Origin of the sequence: Streptomyces sp. NPDC058697, from assembly GCF_042715345.1 — a bacterium.
Classification (GTDB): Bacteria; Actinomycetota; Actinomycetes; order Streptomycetales; family Streptomycetaceae; genus Streptomyces; species Streptomyces liliifuscus.
Genome location: NZ_JBHXSU010000038.1, coordinates 45656 through 64290 on the forward strand (window position 1 = coordinate 45656; position 18635 = coordinate 64290).

The 18635-nt window shown below is 70.1% G+C and carries 22 protein-coding genes and 1 tRNA gene; all 23 read right to left on the reverse strand.

The features are described from left to right. Nucleotides 1–15 precede the first annotated feature (15 nt). A complete protein-coding gene (locus ACFWXQ_RS43970) occupies nt 16–912 on the reverse strand; it encodes a hypothetical protein (RefSeq protein WP_383940847.1) in 897 nt (298 codons plus the stop codon). Then, nucleotides 912–1436 (reverse strand): DUF6248 family natural product biosynthesis protein, encoded by a 525-nt coding sequence (locus ACFWXQ_RS43975; protein ID WP_383940791.1) that lies wholly within the window; start codon nt 1434–1436, stop codon nt 912–914. The genes ACFWXQ_RS43970 and ACFWXQ_RS43975 overlap by 1 nt, the downstream gene beginning before the upstream one ends. Then, on the reverse strand, nt 1433–2065 hold the full coding sequence (locus tag ACFWXQ_RS43980) for a hypothetical protein (protein ID WP_383940789.1): 633 nt from the start codon (nt 2063–2065) through the stop codon (nt 1433–1435). Before ACFWXQ_RS43980 ends, ACFWXQ_RS43975 begins: the two co-directional genes overlap by 4 nt. Nucleotides 2066–2135: 70 nt before the next feature. After that, complete coding sequence (locus ACFWXQ_RS43985) at nt 2136–3359, reverse strand: hypothetical protein (RefSeq protein ID WP_383940786.1); 1224 nt, start codon at nt 3357–3359, stop codon at nt 2136–2138. A 9-nt stretch (nt 3360–3368) separates the two neighbouring features. Continuing rightward, nucleotides 3369–3527, reverse strand: a complete 159-nt coding sequence (locus tag ACFWXQ_RS43990; protein WP_383940783.1) for a hypothetical protein — start codon at nt 3525–3527, stop codon at nt 3369–3371. Between the two features lie 119 nt (nt 3528–3646). Continuing rightward, entirely contained in the window at nt 3647–4525 is an 879-nt protein-coding gene (locus ACFWXQ_RS43995) for a hypothetical protein (protein WP_383940780.1), read from the reverse strand. A 92-nt stretch (nt 4526–4617) separates the two neighbouring features. After that, nucleotides 4618–4902 (reverse strand): hypothetical protein, encoded by a 285-nt coding sequence (locus ACFWXQ_RS44000; protein WP_383940778.1) that lies wholly within the window; start codon nt 4900–4902, stop codon nt 4618–4620. Between the two features lie 161 nt (nt 4903–5063). Continuing rightward, nucleotides 5064–6116 (reverse strand): DUF4007 family protein, encoded by a 1053-nt coding sequence (locus ACFWXQ_RS44005; protein ID WP_383940774.1) that lies wholly within the window; start codon nt 6114–6116, stop codon nt 5064–5066. A gap of 32 nt (nt 6117–6148) precedes the next feature. After that, the gene (locus ACFWXQ_RS44010; RefSeq protein WP_386270328.1) at nt 6149–6739 is read right to left on the reverse strand and encodes a WhiB family transcriptional regulator; all 591 of its coding nucleotides are present in this window, start codon (nt 6737–6739) and stop codon (nt 6149–6151) included. A gap of 95 nt (nt 6740–6834) precedes the next feature. Beyond that, entirely contained in the window at nt 6835–7113 is a 279-nt protein-coding gene (locus ACFWXQ_RS44015; protein ID WP_383940771.1) for a hypothetical protein, read from the reverse strand. 4 nt (nt 7114–7117) lie between these two features. Next, a complete protein-coding gene (locus tag ACFWXQ_RS44020; protein ID WP_383940768.1) occupies nt 7118–8383 on the reverse strand; it encodes an ATP-binding protein in 1266 nt (421 codons plus the stop codon). Between the two features lie 17 nt (nt 8384–8400). Continuing rightward, nucleotides 8401–8892 carry a single-stranded DNA-binding protein gene (gene ssb, locus ACFWXQ_RS44025; protein ID WP_383940765.1) on the reverse strand — a complete coding sequence of 164 codons (492 nt, stop codon included), beginning with the start codon at nt 8890–8892 and terminating at the stop codon, nt 8401–8403. Between the two features lie 346 nt (nt 8893–9238). After that, nucleotides 9239–11362, reverse strand: coding sequence for a hypothetical protein (locus ACFWXQ_RS44030; protein WP_383940762.1), 2124 nt, complete (start codon nt 11360–11362; stop codon nt 9239–9241). A 359-nt stretch (nt 11363–11721) separates the two neighbouring features. Continuing rightward, nucleotides 11722–11964 (reverse strand): hypothetical protein, encoded by a 243-nt coding sequence (locus ACFWXQ_RS44035; RefSeq protein WP_383940759.1) that lies wholly within the window; start codon nt 11962–11964, stop codon nt 11722–11724. Nucleotides 11965–11966: 2 nt separating this feature from the next. Further along, a complete protein-coding gene (locus tag ACFWXQ_RS44040) occupies nt 11967–13019 on the reverse strand; it encodes a hypothetical protein (protein ID WP_383940756.1) in 1053 nt (350 codons plus the stop codon). Nucleotides 13020–13405: 386 nt separating this feature from the next. Then, nucleotides 13406–14029 (reverse strand): cell envelope biogenesis protein OmpA, encoded by a 624-nt coding sequence (locus tag ACFWXQ_RS44045; protein WP_383940754.1) that lies wholly within the window; start codon nt 14027–14029, stop codon nt 13406–13408. 434 nt (nt 14030–14463) lie between these two features. Next, the gene (locus tag ACFWXQ_RS44050; protein WP_383940753.1) at nt 14464–16026 is read right to left on the reverse strand and encodes a ParB/RepB/Spo0J family partition protein; all 1563 of its coding nucleotides are present in this window, start codon (nt 16024–16026) and stop codon (nt 14464–14466) included. A 65-nt stretch (nt 16027–16091) separates the two neighbouring features. Then, a complete protein-coding gene (locus tag ACFWXQ_RS44055; RefSeq protein ID WP_383940750.1) occupies nt 16092–16400 on the reverse strand; it encodes a hypothetical protein in 309 nt (102 codons plus the stop codon). A gap of 48 nt (nt 16401–16448) precedes the next feature. Next, a tRNA-Lys gene (locus ACFWXQ_RS44060) sits at nt 16449–16520 on the reverse strand. A gap of 170 nt (nt 16521–16690) precedes the next feature. Then, complete coding sequence (locus tag ACFWXQ_RS44065) at nt 16691–17155, reverse strand: hypothetical protein (protein ID WP_383940747.1); 465 nt, start codon at nt 17153–17155, stop codon at nt 16691–16693. A 211-nt stretch (nt 17156–17366) separates the two neighbouring features. Further along, nucleotides 17367–17651, reverse strand: a complete 285-nt coding sequence (locus tag ACFWXQ_RS44070; protein WP_386270330.1) for a DUF3846 domain-containing protein — start codon at nt 17649–17651, stop codon at nt 17367–17369. Then, the gene (locus ACFWXQ_RS44075) at nt 17579–17734 is read right to left on the reverse strand and encodes a hypothetical protein (RefSeq protein WP_383940745.1); all 156 of its coding nucleotides are present in this window, start codon (nt 17732–17734) and stop codon (nt 17579–17581) included. The genes ACFWXQ_RS44070 and ACFWXQ_RS44075 overlap by 73 nt, the downstream gene beginning before the upstream one ends. Before the next feature lie 187 nt (nt 17735–17921). Further along, nucleotides 17922–18557, reverse strand: a complete 636-nt coding sequence (locus ACFWXQ_RS44080) for a hypothetical protein (protein WP_383940742.1) — start codon at nt 18555–18557, stop codon at nt 17922–17924. Between the last annotated feature and the right edge of the window lie 78 nt (nt 18558–18635).

Consider the following 18635-nt stretch of genomic DNA (forward strand, 5'->3'; position numbering starts at 1 on the left):
GGGGTGGTGAGACCCTCAGGTCGCCGTCGGTTCGGGGTCGGGATGTTTGGGATACGGCCTTCGAGTAGGAAGGCCGATCTTGATCTGCTCTCGCTCGCGGCGGGTGCGGCCGAGCCGGAACACATAGCGGTGAGCACCGCGGTGGCGTACGTTGCGAGCACCGGCGGCGACCAGGGCCTCCCGGAGCCAGTCGGCCCGGTTGCAGCCAGCCCGCGGCACCGGCGCCCCGAGGGCAATGAGCTGGGCTTCTGCATACTCGTGGCCCTGCTCCTGGCGGCGGACCTTCTGTGCCGCCCGGTCGTGGAAGACGGTGCCGTCGGGCAGTAGTTTGATGGTTCGCGCGGTCGCCCTGCCGGCGTAGACACCGTTCGTCGCCTGGTAGATCCAGCCGCAGTGCCCGCTCATGATCAGGACACCGGAAGCGGTGCGCCGGGGGACGGGATCGGCGAAGGACACCACACCGCGCACGCCTGTGGTCAGCAGGTCGGCGTGGCAGCGCGCGAGGAACCAACTCTCAGAATTTGCCGGGCACTCCTCCAGGAGCACAAAACGCGAGCACTCCAACGACTCCGCGTACGGCTTCAGCTCCGGCAGCGGTTTGGTGAGCACGGCCTTGCTAACGGGCACGCCGAACACCGCCACGCCGCACAGCCGCCGCTCGCCGGTTGAGATGTCGTACATGCCGAACCTCTGGACGGCTGCCGGGTATGAGGCGGCGTAGTGGTGCTCGAGGACGAACGCCTCGGCGTCCGGCTCGCTGAGCCGGTCCACCTCGTAGTGGCGCGCGTCGAAGCCGCCCTCACTCACATGCCGCCACGAGTGCTTCCGCGCCCGCCACCGCTGGCACCAGGGCGACGCCGTCGGCATCTCCTCCAAATCCTCGAACGGCAGCATCTCCTGGAGCGGGAGCATCACCGTGCCTCCCCGTCCGCATGGTCCTTCGGCAGGCCGACGCTGGCGAAGAGGGAGAGCTGACCAGCCGGGGTGGACGAGGGCCTGGACGTTGGCGGTGCGCTCTGGGGGTCCGGTGGTGCTTCGGCAGCGTCGACGGCGGCGGTCGGTTCGACGTTCGCGGGGTGCGTGCAGTGGCAGATCCACCGGCAGGGCCGCTGGCCTGGCCCGTACCGGATCACGGCGACGACGAAGCCTCCGCGGTCCGTCATGGTGCCGGCGTTCTCGTCGACGCGGGGGCCATCGGCACTGACGCACTGGTCGTGGTGGCCGGAGGCGCAGGGGTGGCAGGTGCCGGCCTCGCACGAGCACCAGCAGTGGAAGCCGTAGGGGTAGGCGTCCTCGATCCGGAGCAGTCCCTTCGTCCAGGCGTTCGCGCGGACCCAGGCACCTTCCTCCTTGCTCATGAGGGAGGGCACGGTGGAGGGGACCGGATCAAGGATGCCCATAATCGAGGCACCCACGAAGCGCAGCCAGGTCGTCATGTGTCGTCTCCGAACAGGGTTGGAATGGCGCGGAGTTCGTTCATCCACGCCAGGAGGCGGGGAAGGTTGGTGTCCGGCCCGTAGGCGAGGTAGGTGCCGTCGCAGCTGGTGCAGCCGAAGGCCTGTGCGAGGCGCAGCCGCCGACGGGAGTTGACACGGCCCATGTGGACGGCCAGTCCGTGCTCGCGGGCGCGCAGGGCCAGGCGGTGGGCGGCCGGACCGGTCTTCCAGGCCGTGCTGCCAGCGAGGAACAGCACGTCGAAGGAGCCCCAGGGAATGAGGCCGTGCTCGCTGCCATCCTGGGCGGCGAAGGCGACGGGGATGCCCAGGGCGCGGATGCGCTCCAGCCACGGCAGCGATTCGGCGAGGGTGGCCGCGGCGTCCATGGGGACGTCGGGGGCCACTGCCCACAGGCAGCGGTCCGGGCCGTAGCGGTCAACAGTCGCCTTCAGCCAGGAGAACCAGAGCTCGGTGCCGGGCCAGCCCTTGCCGAACTTGCCGTTGTCGCAGGCGTACCGGACGCCGGGCGGGATCACGTTGCCCTGGGCCGGGGTCGTCATACAGGCCAGCAGTCCGGACTGCATGGCAGCCCGTACGTCAGCGCCGGACGGCGTAGCCAGGTACAGCACTGCGAGGGAGAAGGGCCGGATGATCAGGGGGCGGGTACACGGTGGGTCGCTCCGAGCGAGGGGCTTCGGTTCAGACGAGCGGGAGTTGGGCTGCTGAGCGCGAGGTCAGGGCGTCCCACTCCTGCTCGAAGTTCTTGTCCTGCTTGTTGATCACGCGGGCGGGTGCGGTGGCGAAGAGTTCCTCCGCCATCGGCCAGCCCTTTCCGCGGGGGCGGGCCCAGGCCCGGGCGCGTCCGTACACCGGGTCGTGCTCGACTTCGACGCGGTGCCGCCCGGAGATGGAGACCAGCCGCCGGGCGAGCTGCTGCGGGCGACCGAGGTCGACGCGCTCGGTGGAGCGCTTCACCGGGCGACGCCTGCCGTCCCCGGACAGCAGGAACAGGCGGCGCACGTGGTAGAGCGCCCACGGCACGTCGAGCTCGCGGTGGAACGCCTCCAGGCACGCCCGGTCCCGCGGCTGGGTCGGGTCGAAGAGCTCCAGGAGGGTCTTGCGGCCGTAGAGCTTCGCGTTCGGGTTGAGGCTCATCGCCGTGTACTCCAGGCGCAGCACCTCGCCGGCGATGTCCGGGTGGGAGCGCATGCGCTCCAGGTGGGCGGGCAACGCGCCCATGGAGGCGGGGAAGCAACAGAACGTGCAGTACGACTTCGGCCAGTGCACACCGAACCGCTCCAGCAGGTAGGCCTCGCACTGCTGCCGGCCCCAGCCCCAGTCGATGAGAGGGAACTCCCCGGTACGTCCGGGCATCTTCGAGGCCACCTGGTCGCCGAAACGGCGGCCCTCCTCGTCGGCGTTGAACCCCATGATCTGCCGGAACGACCGACCGCCGAAGACCTGCGTGAGCCACCAGTCGCCGACGTCGCCCTTCGCCCACAGGCTGCATTTGCGGGTGCCGGCCACCTGGGGCACCGTGCCGACGGACTCCTGGTCGTCCCACAGCGTCCACGGCCCACGCGCGAAGAGCTGCTCGGGGTGGCGGGAGTCGTCCAGGACCGTGAAGCCGTCGGCCTGGAGGTGCCCGTTGCGGGCCAGCTGGACGAAGCGCACGCCAAGCTCGCGCAGCAGCGGGATCATGAACTCGTCGGCCAGGAAACGGGTTTCGGGCCACTCGCTGCCGGTGGCCATGTAGAGGACGACGGTGCGGTCCAGGTCGATCCTGTGGGCGGCAGGGTCGGTGAGCATCCGCGCGAGGTAGGCGGTGGAGTCTGCTCCCAGGCCCCAGTTGATGACGGTGTCCAGGTTGTCGTCCGCGGTGGAGCCGAGCAGTGACGGCGTGTACGCGGCAGCAGTGGGCACGGCGAGGCCTCACTTCTCGCCCGGACGGACCGCGGCCGCGGCAAGCACCCTGCCGGGAACGGGGGGCGGGGCCCAGGGCCCGGTGCGGGCAGCGGACAGGTCGGCGACATCGGCGTGGCGAGGGCTGACGCGGAGGACCGACGCGAGGAAGTCGGCAGGGTGTTTCATGGGGATCCTCTCCAAGAGCTGTGGCCGGGTGCGGTCACGGGAACGGCGGAGTGAAGGGGTGGGACCTGTGGCAGGGGATGGAAGCGCGGCCATAGGGAACTGAGGGCAGCGGCTGCGGCTCAGATGGAGATGAGGCGCACGGCGTGGGCCACGAGGGCGGTCGCGGTGGTCTCGTCGAACGGCACGTCCCACCTGAGCTGGACGGTGGACGAGCCGTAGTCGCGGGAGCGGTCGCGGTGGATCAGGCTGCGGCCGCCGTCGTGCGCGAGTCTGGTGAGGGGAACACCGGGCAGCTGCTCGGGGATCTCGTCATCCGGTCCGGGCGCGCTGGCGCGGTCAGGGCGGTCGGCGAGGTCGGCGGCCAGGTGCTGCAGGTGGTACGCCTCGTGGGCGCAGGACCCGTGGCAGGTCAGCACGGCCAGACGCGGCGCGCTCGGCCCGCCGTACAGCTCGTGCCGCATGCCGGCGCCGAGCTTCCTGCTGAGCACCACCGCGGCGTCCGCGGCGGGGTGATCGCGCACAAGCCAGAACGCTTCGCTCTGCCCGTCCTGCCAGCACCAGCTGATCGTGCGGCCCGGGGTGTTCAGGATCTCCTCCCATCCGGCCTCGAGCACCGGCTGCCCACCCCGCCAGGGGGACAACTCCAGCGAGCTGCGCCCGGATGCAGGATCGGCAAAGAGGGATTCGGGAGTCGGAGGCCACGGCCGCACGTGGGCCAGGAGCAGCGGCATCCTGTCGGGCCAGTCGATTCCGCCCTCGCGCGCGAGGCGGCGGAGCTGCACAGGGCATGTCCCGCAGGAGCCGGGACCGATGCAGCAGCGCCCGAACCCGCCCCACTGCTGACGGCCGGTCAACGCCTCGAACAGCGCTGCAAAATGCCTCGGCTGCCACCCGCACTGGTGACGCTGGTCGAAGTGGGCATTGAGGCTGAGCCGGTTCCAGCCCTGTCCGTCCGGGCCTCTCAGGCCATAGGTGGGCTGTTCAAGATAGGTGGGCATGTGACGGCTCCGAAGGAACGTGCAGAAGGAACAGGCCAGCGGGCGCACCATCCGGCGGCGGTGAGAGGCCAGGTGGTGATGCGCGCCTGCGCTCAGGCCGGCGGGGACTGCTGGCGCGAGAACCCGGCGGCCTCGGCGGCCAGGTCGTCGGGGAGGTAGACGAAGGACAAGCGGCCGGACAGCAAAGTCATCGCACGCTGGACGCAGTCCTGTTCGGCGTCGGAGGACGTACCGGCTGGCACCCGGTGCATTCCGAGGTCCTCGTCGTAGACGAACCCGGCCCGTTCCAGCAGGAGGGCGGTGATGTCGTCGACGCGGCCGTCGGCCAGGACGCCGTGGACGGGATGCCTGCCGATGATCAGGTCTGGGCAGAACACGGTGCCGCCATCGAGAGGGCTTCCGGCGCGTCAGCCCGGGCGCTGGGACGATTGATCATGATGTGCTCCGTGAGGCGTGGCAGCGAGAAGCGACCACGCAGAGTCGATCCGAGATAAAGATCCTGTGGTGGGGAACCGGTGATGTCCGGTGCAGTGACAGGTCAGCGGCTGTCCCATGCCGCCGGTTCGCCGAAGGCCAACTGCTCGACTGGTCGGGCGTCTTCTGGCCGGGGTCGGCGGGCGTCCTGCTCGGGATGGACACCGAGGCGCTGGCGAACGCGCCCGTAGCTCTCGTCGAGGACATCCCAGGCCAGCGCCAGCGGGGGGCGATTGAACGTGAGCACTTCGGTGCCGTCACCAGAGTCCGCCACGCCCACCTGCGGGTGCCGCGTCGCGACGGCCTGCAGCGCGCGCCGAAGGTCGCGCGGCTGCAGCCGCAGCACGCGCCCCGGCCCGGCATCGTCGTGCAGGAGACGGCCGAAGGAGATGCTGCCCGGGCCGGGCGTGGACCGTGAGGCGTACTCCAGGCAGGCATACGCCACCACCGCGGCCGGTGCCCTCACACCGGCCGAAGGGCTCAGGCGGGCCACCCCATCGGGGGAGACGCTCATCATGCCCAGGGCACTGAACGGGCGGTCGACCAGGTCCTCCAGCGTGGTGCGCGGCTGCTCATGGGCGCTGCCCGCGGTGTACATGCGGATCAGGCAACCGATGTCGCGGTGGAGCGTGGCGGCCGCGGGAAGCCGCCTCCAGTTGGCCGCGGCGGCCGCGCGCAGCATCCCCTCCCGCAGGGAGCCCGGCTCCAGACGGGCGAACGGCGACAGGCAGAAGGTGTAGAACCAGGCGGGCACCAGGCAGGGAGGAGCCAGCAGCCACCAGTGCAGCAGGAACAGGCTGCCGTCCTGCTCCAGGTAGGGGTCGGCCCCGTCTTCGTCGAGCAGCCACCGGCCCCTTGCGGTAGGGATCACGTCGCTGGCTGTGCCTGGCCCATGGCGGATCTCGTCGGTGAGTTTGAACGCTGACGACCAGAACCGCATGGAGGCCACCGCGCTCTTGCCGGCACCGAGTTCGACGATCGCACGGGCCGTCGCGAACACGTGTGGGTTGTCCAGCACGGCCAGGTGCGTCTTGAGGAGCCAGCCGTGGCGGGGGGAGTAGGAGCCGTGTCGGGCATGGACCGGCGCGACGTAGGAGGGGAAGGCGGGCGTAGGCATCGAAGTCTCCTGAGGGACGGGGGAAGTGGCAGTCAGGGTGCGTGGCGCGGTTTCGGTGGACGGCGGCGGCCGCTCCTGGGGGCCTTGCCGGCGAGGGCGCGTTCGAGGCGGCGCCGGTTGTCGGCGCGGCGCTGGGGGGTGAGCGGTTCACGCCACGGCTCGTAAGGCTGCGGCCGGGTGGGGATGAGTTCCAGCTCCAGGCGGGCGAGTATCTGTTCCCGGATCGTGGGGGGGGGGGGGGGCACGGCAGGTGTCGCCTGCTGCTGCTCACGTCGGCGGTCCTGATCGGCCACGACCCCGACCCAGTCGTCACCGAGGCGCTGCACGAGGTGGTTGCGCAGCGTGCCGCGCTTGCCGGGGGTGGTTGCCGCCCACACACCTCTGGGAGTCAGCGACGGGTTGGCCAGCGCCCATTTCAGACAGCCCTGGACGACGGGACAGCCCGAGCAGGCGAGCTTGGCCCTGGCGATGGTCTTCGTCCGCTGAAGTCGGTCGGCGACCTCTTCGAAGGCGAACAGCGCCGGGTCGTCCTGGCAGGGCGTGGGGCGCTCGGTGTGGGGGAAGGGAATGCGCTCGTCCGCGAGTGCGGCGACGGTATTGCGTGTACGGACACGGCTTCTCATGAGATGCCCTCCAACAGGGCCGTGAAGGTGGTTCGTTGTGGGGCGGCGACCAGGTCCGGGACGCCGGGGGAGTGCGGGGAACGGTGCACGAGGGGTCAGCTCCACCACTCGTCTCGGGCGAGGCGCCTCATCAGGTCGGCGTAGGTGTCGCCCTCGTAGCCCAGAGGCAGGCCGCGCTTGCGCCGCTCGACGTTCGCCGCCCTGACACAGAAGTGGCAGGCCGGTTCCCGGACCGCGTGATGGCGTCGGCCGGGCTCGGGGTACCAGCCGGTCTCGGCTTCGAGCAGGACCGACACCACACGCTCCGGGTCGTACATGAACGGCCGCCCGCAGCCGATGCAGGGGCTCATCGCGACGGGGTGTTCGTGGGCCACGGCGTCAGGACTCTTCGAGGCCGGGGTGCCAGCGGAAGGCGTCGGCCGAGAGCGCCCCGGGGTCGTTCGGGTCCCGGTAGTGGCGGTCCTGGGGCTCGTTGTCGGCTGCGGAGTGGGCGTCGATCCATTCGTCGGCGGCCTGTTCGGCACCGAGCGAGCGCAGCAGGCTGGCGAGTACGTCGACTTCCTCGCAGTTCAGGAGGTGGGCGATGTCGGCGGTGAGAGTGCCGCACCAGGTGTCGGCGAACTCGTGGCCGAGGCTGCTGGGGATGGTGGTCTGCCGGTGGTCGGCGGTGAGGGTGTCGTTCATGTCGTTTTCCGGGGTGTTCAGGCGGAAGGGGCCGGTGGATCCGGCTGGGGTGAGGGGACGAATGCGCGCAGCTGCTTGCCGCGGTTGGAGACGAGCTCGGCGAGCGTGATGGGCTGGTCGTGGAGGTCGAGTGCGGCCATGCCCGCAGCGCGGGCGGTGACGATCTCCGACCAGAGCTGGCGCAGGCTGTCGACCGTGGCGTCCGGGTCGCGGGCGCGCTCGCTGAAGGACCGTTGGGGACAGTTGGGGACACCGTCGTCGGCCCAGGCGAGGATGGTGCGGCCGAGATCCTCGCCTGGGCTGTTCGATGACCTCTCCGGCCAGTGCGGGGATACGGCTCTTGCCGAAGTACACGGTGGCGACCGGGCCGAGGGTGCCCACCGTGTCGAAGTCGTACTCGATGTCGGCTCGTTGCTCGGGCCGGATGCTGATTCGGCGGGCGTACTGGCGGCCGCGGGTGTCGGTTTCGATGACGGTGTCGGTCCGGGCCTTGAGGGTGACGACGACGTGCCCGGGGTAGGCGGCCAGGGCCTCGGTGATGGCGCGGTCCTCCGGCCGGTACTTCGACCATCCCGCGTTGGTGCCGCCGTACCCGGCCCGGGCTTCGCCGTTGACCTTGTCGAGCATGCCGCCCTCGCCGCTCCAGAAGGCGCTGTAGGTGTCGACGATCAGCACCGGGTAGCCGTGCATGGCGGCACGGGCGAGGGCCGCGAACAGTGACCTGGGGTCGTAGCGGGTGAACTCCTGGGTGTGGAAGGGCACACGGTCGGCGTACTTGGCTGCCGTCCCGCGTTCGGTGTCGATGAGCGCGATCGGTGCGCCGAGCTCGGCGGCGACCAGGAGGGAGGTCAGGGTACGGCCAGCCCCGGAAGGGCCTTCGAAGGCCAGCCGGACCGGTCGGGATTCCTTGACCGCGGGCCGGAATTCCGGCATCGGGGTCAGAGGGCTGCCACTGGACACAGGGATCTCCAGGGACGTCAGCGGATGCGGGCCCAGCCGCCGTGTCGCTGGGGGCGGGACCGCCGCTCGTGTTCGGGCGCGCCCTGGGCTGCGGCAGGGGAGGCTTGGGGCGGTGCGGGGGCGGGAGGTCGTTCCAGCGCGGGCGGGAGGGTGCTGTCGGTGTAGGCGATGCGGTGACGCAGGCTCAGCCCGACGTCATCCGCGTCGAGATCGAACACGGTGCGCTTGATGCCTTCGTGGTCGGTGTAGGTGCGCTGTCGCAGGCGGCCCTGGACGATGACGTGCATGCCGCGCTGGAGGCACTCGCAGGCGTGCTCGGCCACGTGCCGCCATACCGTGCAGGTGATGAACAGTGATTCGCCGTCGGTCCACTGGCCGGTGCTGCGGTCGTAGACCCGTGGCGTTGATGCGACCCGGAAGCGGGCGACGGGCGTGCCCTTGTCGGTGAACCGGATTTCGGGGTCGGCGACCAGGTTTCCGGTGACGGTGACGATGGTCTCGCCGGTCATGGCGGCCCTCAGCCCCGGGAGCGGCGGCGGGCGCCGTCCTGCGTGGACCCGATGGCGGAGGGGACGGGGCCGGGTGTGGGCACGGTGCGCTCCTGTCTCGTGTGGTTCGGCGCAAGGAGGGTGTCAATTTCCCTGTAGATTCGATACTAGATATTAAATGGGCGAAATGCAAGCGGCTCGTGTCCCGCCCAGGTGAGGATTTCTGCAGGTCAGAGTAAGGAAAGCCTGTCGTGCTGGCCGGAGGCCGCTCGGCGCGCACCGGCGCTGGCTGTCCGCCCGCGCCGTCGGCCGGCGCGGTCCTGGAAGGACCGCGCATCCCGGACCGGCGGCGGACGGGTCTGTCCTCTCAGCAGTTGAGCCGCTGCTTCTCCGCGTTGAGGAGGTCGATCACCGGGCGGAGCCAAGAACCCTCCGCGTCGTAGGGCGTACGCCCCTGGGACATGGCCTCGATGGCGTCGGCCTGCGCTGCGTAGGGTCCGCCGAGGGCCCGCAGATCGGAAACGACCTTCGGCATGTGGGTGCTCAGGGGCTTCCTCCAGGGACGGTTGGCCGGACCGGTGCCCTGCCGGGCGTTGTAGCGGGGGCCTTCGACTGCGATGTGTCCGAGGTAGAGCACGGGTGCGTGGATGCCGAGGAGTTCGGCGAGTGCGCAGGCCCTGCGGTAGTCGGGGACACAGGCGAACCCGCCGTACCGGCGATAGCCGGTGGGGTGCGGGTTCGCGATCACCCGCCATTGCGTCATGGTCCAGGCGACCGTGGCCAAGGCCTTCTCGGCCGTGCGTATGCCGCGCTCCGCCATGACGGCGGCCATGCGCTGCTCGGAGAGTTCGGCCAGCAGGCGGCGTGGTTCAGGGGCTGCCTCCAGGCGCTTGGCCTTGCGGATCTGCGTGATGGTCGGCTGGGCCTGGCGAAGACCGTGCAGATCCGAACCGTCGGCCAGGTAGGCGCCGGACGGCAGCGAGATGTGCTGCCACGCCTCGGCGTCGAGGAGCGGGAGGCGGCGCGGCTCGGGAGCCATGAGCAGCCGCAGGAGGCTGCCGCCCATGGTGTCCATGGCCATCTCGAACCCCTCGCTGCGGTCGGATGAACTGAGGTTGCCCTCCCTGGCCGCCCGCCGGTGGCCGCCTTCGTGGAACACCACGCGCAGCGTCGTATCCAGGCCATCCAGGGTGCTCTCCTTGATGCCCAGAACGTCGGCGGCGGGCTGGTAGATGCCGCTTGAGCAGTAGCGCGCCGACGCCTCGTCCTCCCGGTAGACCCTGACCTTCCCGAGTGAGTCCAGGCCGAAGATGCTGCGGAAGACCGCACAGGCCAGGTCCAGCGTGCGGCGCCTCTCGGCGCAGACGTCGCGGTGCTTCACCCACTGCGTTCTGGGGTACTGGCGCTCGTGGTGCGCTACGGCCTCGCGTACGGGCTTGATGCCGAGCAGGCGCATCAGAGCGCCGTGCATGGGCCGGGTCAGCCTGCTGGTGACGCACGTGACGCCTCGGCCCTGCAGGTGGAGTTCGTCCTCGACCACGGTGCCCGCAGCGTTGTGGTAGACCTCGTCGTCGTTCCACAGGGTCTGGGCGTGGTCGCGGAAGGCGCGGCGGACGGCGAAGTCGGTGACGGAGCCGAAGTAGGTCTCGGCGGTCGACAGGCGCGGTCCGTTCAGCGCGCGGTCGACGAACCGTGCGATGACGGCGGGGTCGGTGCTGGCTGCGAGAGCACTGCGGATGTGGGTCTCCAGCGCGGCTCCGTCGACGATCGTGCGGTCACGGTTCTGCTCGCCCTTGGCCGTGGCCAGAGGGAGGTCGTAACTGGCGGCCAGCCGGTTGTCGGTGGAGACGAGGATGCCGCCGACGAAGATGCGTCCCGGCGGACCGTCCATAATGATCTCTGCCTGGTCCTGCGGGGGGCGGTAGGCGGGGTGGTCGAGGTAGCGGACCCGGCTGACGGCTTCTTCGGCAACCTTCCGCGAGCAGGGGATGCTGATGAGCGTGCCGTGCTGCCGGTCGGTGGGCCAGTACTGGTAGTGGAGAACCAGGCTCTGATGGCTTTCGTCCGGGCCGGGAACGTCGGTGAGGTACGTGCTCGGTTTCAGGACCGGGGTGAAGCTGTAGCCGACCGTGTCGAACTGGACCGTTCCGATCTGCGGGTCGCGGGCGAGAACGAGCGCTGCGAGCTTCTTGCCTTCCCCGAACTGGCCGATCTGCTGGCTGGTCTTGCGGGAAGCACCCAGGAGCAGGCCGGTGCGGGGGATGCCGGGCCCCTGGTCGTGGATGGTCAGAACGCCGTCGCTCCAGGCCACTTCGGTGTGCGGGTCCTCGTCCAGCGCGTTGGCGATCAGCTCCACCAGGGCCCGCTCGGACGTCCAGTCCTTCACGTAGTCCTCGGCGATGGGGTAGGGCAGTTCTCTGACCTGTTCGGGACGGGGTTGAACAGTGGTCTGCCGCCGGTCGGCGGCGGGCGCGCATGCAGGGGTGGGCATGACGAATTCCTCTTGCTGTGCGAGTGATCCCGGGGTGCGCCCGATGGCGCGGCCCTCCCCGAAGGGATGTGAGTGAGGGCCGCGTCTGGTGAGGGCACTGCCGGACAGGATGCGTGCGTGCGTAGCGGCTCGGCGGTGGGCTGCCGGTATGCGGCCGTCGTTCGGCACGACGGCGCTGCCCCGCAGGGGGCACTTCACCAAGCGTGTAGTTCGATACTAGATAATATTGGCCGGAATTGCAAGTGGATCCCGAGGCCGCATCCCCTACCGCGGCGGCGATCCAGGGATGGCCAGGGCATTGGCGACGGCGCCTGTCGGCTCGTCAGGAGCCTCGGGACGCCTGTGAACCGCTCAACAGCTCAGCGGATTTGCGGTCCCGCCGGCGGGCGGAGCCTCATCCCAGGCTGCGAGTGCCGCACCTGATCTGCACTGCCGTCGACGTCGATATGCAGTTCGGAAAACCATTGCGACAGCACGGCGACAACCTCGCCGCCGTTCCAGTCACCGGAGCTCTCCTCGACGTCCTTGATCCGGCTGAACAGATCGGCGATCGCGGCCCCTTCACGCGTGGCCTGATCGAAATTGAATGAGGGCGAGGGCATGGTCAGGACGCCCTTGCTGGGCCGGGGCCGCGCGAGATCAGATCCTCCACCTCAGCGATTGCCTCGCAGGTGGCGGCGATCTTCTGGGCGCGGCCGATGAGCTCGTCGCGGCGGGCGAAGATGGCCGTACGCTCCGCGAGAGCCCGTTCGGTGCCGTCGCCTTCATGCAGGGTGTCTGTACAGGAGATCAGCACACGACGACCGAGATCCCACACCACCGCATTGACGGCGCAGCAGGCCGAGGAGATGGGGTCGAGATCGTTCATGGCCCACACGTAGGCGCGTGGATCGCGGCCGGTCTCACGCAGGTACTGGGCGGCGGCTCGAACGAGACCGCCGGTGCCGGCCGTCGGTTCACCCAGCCACGCCCCCTCGGGGAGGTCCTCCACGGACAACGTCATGCGGACCATCAGGTCACACATGTCCGGCGGAGTATGGACCTGGCCGAGCGCCTCCCGCGCCCCACGGGAGCGCAGTTCGGTGACGAGGAAGCCGAGCACGTCGGCCTCCGATCGCCAGGACGGGTCCGCATCTGCGGTCAGCTCCAGCAATCCGGTCTCCAGCGCGGCACGGGTGACCGCGTGGACGGCAGCGAGCCGATTCGTGCTCTGCTCCTCCTCGTCGAGCCACCCTCGCAGCGGATGCGCCCACTCGACCAGCTCCGGACGACTGATCCACAACAGACCCCACACTCGCCGGTAGAGGTCGAGCAACTCCTGCGCGCCGAAGGCCAGCAGGTGCCCCGTGAGATCCGGACCGTCGTCCGTCTGGCGCAGCAGCGAGAGGACGGCGACGACGCCGACCGGGATCTCCATGCGGGAGTCGATGCGGTTGCGGTGCCAGGTGCGGGCAACCTTCTCCGCCACGTCCAGGGCGAGATGCGTCGGCGACAAGCCGCGCGTCCGGGTCCGCTTACGGCGGGCCGCAGAGAATGCCGGAGCGGCTGCCCCGCGTTCTGGGCGCGGGGGAGCGGTGCTGGCCGAGGTCAGGTGGATCCGCGGCTGATCGGGATCGGGCTCGGGCGGATCATCGGGAGCGAACAGGTCGAGTTGCATGAGTTACTCCTCAGGCAGGAGGTCGGGACGGTGCGGGGACGCGTGAGCAGCGCCGGTTCGCGGGTGAGGCATCGGCAGCAGGCCGCAGGGCCAGGCGGCGGTAGCCGGGGGCAGAGGCCGGCCCTCGGGAGGAGTGATCCTCCGGTCAGCTGCCGCGGGTGCCGGGGCGTCGCAGCCCTGCGGCCCGATTCGGTGGCCGCCCGGGCGCCATGCGTGCACCGGCGGGTCACACAGCCCGGCCCACGGCTGGTCCTGGTCAGCGGTCCGGGGCAGGTAGGTACGTGGCGACGGTGAGTTCCCCCACGCGACAGGCGGAGGGCTACCGCTTGTCGAGCGAGGCCGCGACGCGGTCCTGTGCCGGCTGGAGGCGGTGCGTGCTCATCCGCTCATCCGTCGCCCTCCAGGTCGAGCGCACTGCGCAGCAGCTCAAGCAACTGCGCCGCGTCCTCGGGCAGGGCGGCCTCGCGCAGCAGGCGCTTGCGCCGGATCGGGACATCGAGGCTGATGCCCGCTGGCACACCAGGCGCGTCCGGATGCGCGACGAGGCAGTAGTCGGCGGTGGAGATCATCCAGGCCTCGTACCGGTCGGCGGTACCTCCGCTGCGGGAGGCATGGCCTTGGTCAGGGTCGCGGGACGGGCAGGGGCACGATGGATCGGTGCAGGGTCTTCCAGCGGGGTGGCTGGCCAGCACCGGAGTTCGGCGGTAGTGCGTGGCAGTGCCGTTGAGCATCGGGCAGTGCGCGGCCGCATAGGGCAGGCACTCCGGGTGCAGGGCGGGTTCGGGCGAGTAGCCGCAGGACCGGTCGGCCGGACGGGCGATGAGGAAACACCGCTCATCCAACTCCTGGCCGCAGATCTGGCACAGGCGGTCGCGGTAGGCACGGAACGCGCGCGCGGCATCGAGGCTCCCGAAAGCGGCATGTCCGTTGTGGATCAGGGAGACCCAGGGCACTACGAGCCCGCCGGCCAGCGGTCGGTGCGCACACCGCTGGGGTATCGCCGGATTCATGCAGAGGTCGATCCTTCACAGGCTGATCGGACCCGGCCAGGGCACGGGGCGTGCCCCGGCCGGATCACAGGATGAGGTGTTGGGGGCCGGTCAGACGCTGGGTGCGTCTGTGACCGGCGCTCAGGGACGGGCACTGTCCCCCGAATCGCGCTGCGGCGGCCGTCCTGGGGTCCGCGCGCGTCTGCGTCGGCGTGGGCGGTGGTTGCGCTCTGGCGTGAGATGCCAGCCGTCGCAGATCCCGCATTTGCGGTAGCCACGACTCGAACTGCCGCGGGCACGGGTGGCTCCGAAGGCTGCGCGAGCGGCCGCGCGGTCGGGGTAGCGCCGTCGTCCCGACGGACAGATGTCGTCGGACACGACGTACTCCTTGGCTGTGGGGGAGGCGAGAGGGCCGGGCGCAGCACCGCTGCTCGGAGTGCTGCGCCTGGCAGGGCTCAGGCGGCCTGGTCGGCTACCTGGTCCTCGTCGTCGGGCTGGGGCAGGTACTTGGTGACGGCGAGTTCCTCCACGTCGGACAGCCGGTAGCCCTCCGCCTTCAGACACAGCAGGTAGGCGGCCTGGTGGCGGCGGAGGCCCTGCCACGCCTTCGGCTCGCGCATGCTGTACTCGAACGCGGCGGCCACCTGCGCGAACACCTGGTGCCATCCCTTGGTCTTGCCCTGACGGGCGACCAGGTCGTCGAACGGATCTCCCTCACGGCTGTACCGGGATCGGTCGGCGTTGGGGTCCGGGACCCCGAGGAGCTGGGCGACGGCCTCGGTGTCGCCCTTCTCGCACCACTTCGCGTACAGGTAGGGCGGGCTCATCACCGTGCGCAGGGCGAACTGCCGCACGGGCTCGGGCAGGGACTTTCCCTTGCACAGCCGCCTCACGAAGTCCTCGCGGACCGTCCGCGCGGTCTTCCACGCCTTGTTGCCCGCGATGGTCCGCGCCCGTGCCTCCTTCTCCTCCTCACTCATGGACTGCTTGGTCTGCTTGGCTCCGGGGCGCAGCTTGTGGCCGTACGTGGCAGGGTCGGAGCAGTACCAGACGGGCTGGAACTCCTCGTCCAGGCGGGCGGCATGGCCGGAGCAGTAGGCGTGCTTGTCCGGCGTGAGCGGCGCTCCCAGGGGCGTGCGCAGCTCGCTCAGCGGCCGGGAGGTGTCCTTCGTTCCCCAAGGGAAGTAGTCGGGCAGCAGCGGGACATCGGCCTTTTCCAGTGCGTCCAGTGTCGTCTGCCGGGCTTCGGCGTCGGCCTTGGTCTGCCGGAGTTGGGCCAGTGCCTGGTCCCAGTGACCGCGCCCGCCGCCTTCCTCGGCAGCGTCCTTGGCATGAGCGTCCTCCAGCACCTGAACGGCCCGGGAGACGTCGCTGACTTCGGCCATTTCGGCCATCTGCATCAGGTCGAAGCCCTGGACTCTTGCCCGGTGGAGCTGGGTGTCGTCCAGGCGGGCGGCCTCGCGCGCCGCGCGCAGCTCGGCCCGCTTGATCTTCAGGGCGCGGGCCATCATCTCGCGCTGCTCCTCGCTCACATCGATGAGCGCCAGCGTCTCGATGGCCTTGACCCGGTCGCGGTCGTTCATCTGCTCGCGGTGATCGTTCTCGATCAGCGACAGCAGGTGCGTCATCGCGTCGTTGCCCATCAGGTCGGCCCGGACGATCGTGGGGATCTTGCGTGCGGGCCTGCCCTCGGCCTCGGCCGTCGCATTGGCGGCCTGCTGGGCCTGTGCGCGCCGCCATCCCTTGAACGCGCCGTATGTTCCGTTCTCCAGCGGCCGGACGTGGATGGGGTCCTGGACGCCGAGTTCGCCCACCGATGCCTTGAGGTCGTCGTCCGGTTCGGTGTCGGTGGTCCGGGCGTTGTAGTCGTCGCGCACGATGAGGGCTGGGTCGAGGCGGACGATCTGGTCATGGGCTTCTTCGACGGCCGACGGCTCCGGCTGCGCGGCCTTCGGGGTCGCGGCGGCGGCCTTGGCGGGTGTCGTCGTGGTCTTCTTCGCCTGGGAGGCGCTGGACATGGCGGTACTCCTGTGCTGGTGGTGCTTGGCGGGCCGGGTATGTCCCGGCCCGTCCGGTCGGCCGGTCAGGCCGTGGGGCGGTCGTCGACGGTGACGACCATGCGGATGACGCGTTCGCTGGCGGCGGACTGGGAAAGCAGCAGTCCGAGGACTGCGCGCACGAGCGAGCAGGTGGTCTGGGACGGCTGGTGGTGACCGGTCTGCGCGGCAGCGGTGCGGATCAGGTCGTCGGTGGCGTCCTCGGGCGTGTAGGCAAGCCCATGGCGCAGCAGGTGATCGGCGAGCCGGAGCGCCTTCATCGCGCGGCGGGTGGCGCGATAGCGGGCCTGGGGCCAACCGGTGGGGAAGGGAGTGGGGTCTTCGGCACGCGACATGGCGGTGCGTTCCTCTCGGACAGGGATGTTGGTCAGCGCGTGTGGAGCTGGTGCCTGCGAGGGGTTTTGAACCCCTGTCCACCTGCAAGTGGGGCCGCTCTACCGCTGAACTACGCAGGCTTGGGCCGCCGGTGCGACGGCCGGTGATGCCAGCATCGTCATATTCGATACTAGATAATAAAGGCTCGGAATGCAAGTGGCCGCCTCCTTCTCGTGGTGGTGCTGGAGGGGCGGGGCGCGGTGGCGCACCGCGACCCATCAGGACCGGCGGAGCGGTGCGCTCGTGGCACTCAGTGGCCGCTGTCGCCTGAAGCGGTCGGCAGTGGGGTGCCCGCCTGGTAGTCCGTGCCCGGCTCGGGTGGGATCGGGTCGCCTGTGGCGAGGTCGGTGCAGTACGCCGCGAACACATCGGCCGCTGCCATGGGTTGGGGCCACCCGTTGGTGACTTTCCAGCCCCGCAGTACGGAGGTGGTGTCGGTGGTGTGCGTGCGCGTGAAGATCGTCGCGTCCCGGAAGGCGATGGAGGTCTGGGCCAGCAGGTGGCAGAACATCAGCCAGCCTTCGTAGTCGGCGTTCGCCTGGTCCTGGTCGTCGGGAGGGCATTCGACGGTCGCCGAGGCGGAGGCGAAGCTCCCGAGGGCGGTATGGGCGCTGCACACCAGGTGGTGGCGTCCCGGTCCGAGGGCATCCAGCAGCGCCTCGAAGGCCCGGGCTGCGGTGTCGAACGGGTCGGGCAGGGTGGTGGGGTCGGGCATGGCAGGTACTCCGGAGGGTGAGTGGCCGGGGTGAGGGCTGGGACTGCTCGCAGTGCGCCGGCGGTAGGGCGCGGCGTCGAGCCGGACCCTTTGGTGAGTCGTCGGGTGGAAGGCCCTGCTCGCAGAATCTGCGTGCGAACGGGAGGGAGCTGTGCGGGTGCCGGACTTCTGCAAGGTCCGGTGGGAGTGTCCGGCGGTGGGCCCGGTGCTGTCACAGGTCTTCCAGGGTGAGCAGCAGGCCGATGAGTTGCTGCCTCAGCAGCGGGAGGGTGTTGCCTTCCGTGTCGGGCCCTCCGGTGAGCAGGACGGGGCCGTGGTAGGGCTGGTGTGTGAAGCCGAACCGCCGGGCGAGAGCCGTTGCGGCGGGATTCACCGGGTGGTTGTACAGACCTTCGTCGTCGATCCACATGTCCCACTGGCGGGTCAGGGAGACGACGTCGAATCGGGCGCATCGCAGGGCCGCGCGCGTATCACTGCACGGCGCTCGGCGCTGGATTCGTCGTCATGGCCGAACGGCAGGTCGATGTCGACGAGTTGTGCGTCGCAGGTCAGGAGCAGGGCGGAGGGGGTTCTGGTCATGGGTGCTTCTCGTGCTGGCTGCGTGGGAGGTGGGCGGCCCGGCGCGCGGGAGCGCGGGTGCGGTGCGAGGGGTGACCGCGCGAGTCTCGACCGCGGGCCGGGCCGTGGGCGGCCGGGCCCCAGACGAAGGGAACGAACCTGGCCGGTCTGTGGCCCGCGCCCGTCGCGGTGACTGGCGAGGCGTGCGTCAGGTCACGGGGGGCCCGTAGGTGCGGAACCCGCCGTGCGCGGCGGCGTGCTTGAGGTAGTCGATCCACTCGGGCCACCAGTCGGCGTCTTCGATGACCTCCGAAAGGAGCGCGGGGTTCGTGGCCCTGCTGGTCTCGTACGCCGCGAGGGCTGCATGGATTTCACCGGGGGTGACGGTCCAGCCGACGTCGCCGCCGAGCTTGTGAGCCGCGATGCCCTCGGGCTGCGGCGGTGCCCACGACAGCCGCTCCTCAAGAGCCCTGCGGTACCGCTGGACCTGCACCGGAGCTGCGTCCCCTGCCGGGGCGAGAACGGCTTCCCCGGGGGTGGCTCCGTACTCCTCGGGCGCGGGGCGGTCCGGTGGCTGCGTGGCAACCAGCATGCCGAAGTGGTCCATGAGTGCCCGGCACTCGCTCATCGCCCAGGTCGTCAGGTAGAAGTGCGTGGTGCGGACCGCCTCCATTGCGTCGTAGGCCCTGGTAACCCCTGCCTGGGCAGCCTGGTATTCCGGGTGGCACGACGGGAGGTCGAGACCGTCGCGGTGCTCCACAGCTGCGTCGAACGACCTGCTGGCCGCCTCGTACGCTGCGTCCTCGCCCTCCGGGGAGCGTACGAGGTACATGTCGTAGCCCATGCCTGGGACTTCCCTTCGTGTGGATTCGGCGCCCGCCAGGACGTCACTCCCGGTGAATTCGATACTAGATTAACAAGG

Excerpts from the sequence above, each read along its gene's own strand:
- ACFWXQ_RS44055 (WP_383940750.1), bottom strand. The coding sequence starts at position 16,400 with ATGTCGCGTGCCGAAGACCCCACTCCCTTCCCCACCGGTTGGCCCCAG.
- ACFWXQ_RS43970 (WP_383940847.1), bottom strand. The coding sequence starts at position 912 with ATGCTCCCGCTCCAGGAGATGCTGCCGTTCGAGGATTTGGAGGAGATG.
- ACFWXQ_RS43995 (WP_383940780.1), bottom strand. The coding sequence starts at position 4,525 with ATGCCCACCTATCTTGAACAGCCCACCTATGGCCTGAGAGGCCCGGAC.
- ACFWXQ_RS43975 (WP_383940791.1), bottom strand. The coding sequence starts at position 1,436 with ATGACGACCTGGCTGCGCTTCGTGGGTGCCTCGATTATGGGCATCCTT.
- ssb (WP_383940765.1), bottom strand. The coding sequence starts at position 8,892 with ATGACCGGCGAGACCATCGTCACCGTCACCGGAAACCTGGTCGCCGAC.
- ACFWXQ_RS44030 (WP_383940762.1), bottom strand. The coding sequence starts at position 11,362 with ATGCCCACCCCTGCATGCGCGCCCGCCGCCGACCGGCGGCAGACCACT.
- ACFWXQ_RS44065 (WP_383940747.1), bottom strand. The coding sequence starts at position 17,155 with ATGCCCGACCCCACCACCCTGCCCGACCCGTTCGACACCGCAGCCCGG.
- ACFWXQ_RS44040 (WP_383940756.1), bottom strand. The coding sequence starts at position 13,019 with ATGCAACTCGACCTGTTCGCTCCCGATGATCCGCCCGAGCCCGATCCC.
- ACFWXQ_RS44045 (WP_383940754.1), bottom strand. The coding sequence starts at position 14,029 with ATGAATCCGGCGATACCCCAGCGGTGTGCGCACCGACCGCTGGCCGGC.
- ACFWXQ_RS44010 (WP_386270328.1), bottom strand. The coding sequence starts at position 6,739 with ATGAGAAGCCGTGTCCGTACACGCAATACCGTCGCCGCACTCGCGGAC.
- ACFWXQ_RS44005 (WP_383940774.1), bottom strand. The coding sequence starts at position 6,116 with ATGCCTACGCCCGCCTTCCCCTCCTACGTCGCGCCGGTCCATGCCCGA.
- ACFWXQ_RS44050 (WP_383940753.1), bottom strand. The coding sequence starts at position 16,026 with ATGTCCAGCGCCTCCCAGGCGAAGAAGACCACGACGACACCCGCCAAG.
- ACFWXQ_RS44080 (WP_383940742.1), bottom strand. The coding sequence starts at position 18,557 with ATGGGCTACGACATGTACCTCGTACGCTCCCCGGAGGGCGAGGACGCA.
- ACFWXQ_RS44075 (WP_383940745.1), bottom strand. The coding sequence starts at position 17,734 with ATGACCAGAACCCCCTCCGCCCTGCTCCTGACCTGCGACGCACAACTC.
- ACFWXQ_RS43990 (WP_383940783.1), bottom strand. The coding sequence starts at position 3,527 with ATGAAACACCCTGCCGACTTCCTCGCGTCGGTCCTCCGCGTCAGCCCT.
- ACFWXQ_RS44035 (WP_383940759.1), bottom strand. The coding sequence starts at position 11,964 with ATGCCCTCGCCCTCATTCAATTTCGATCAGGCCACGCGTGAAGGGGCC.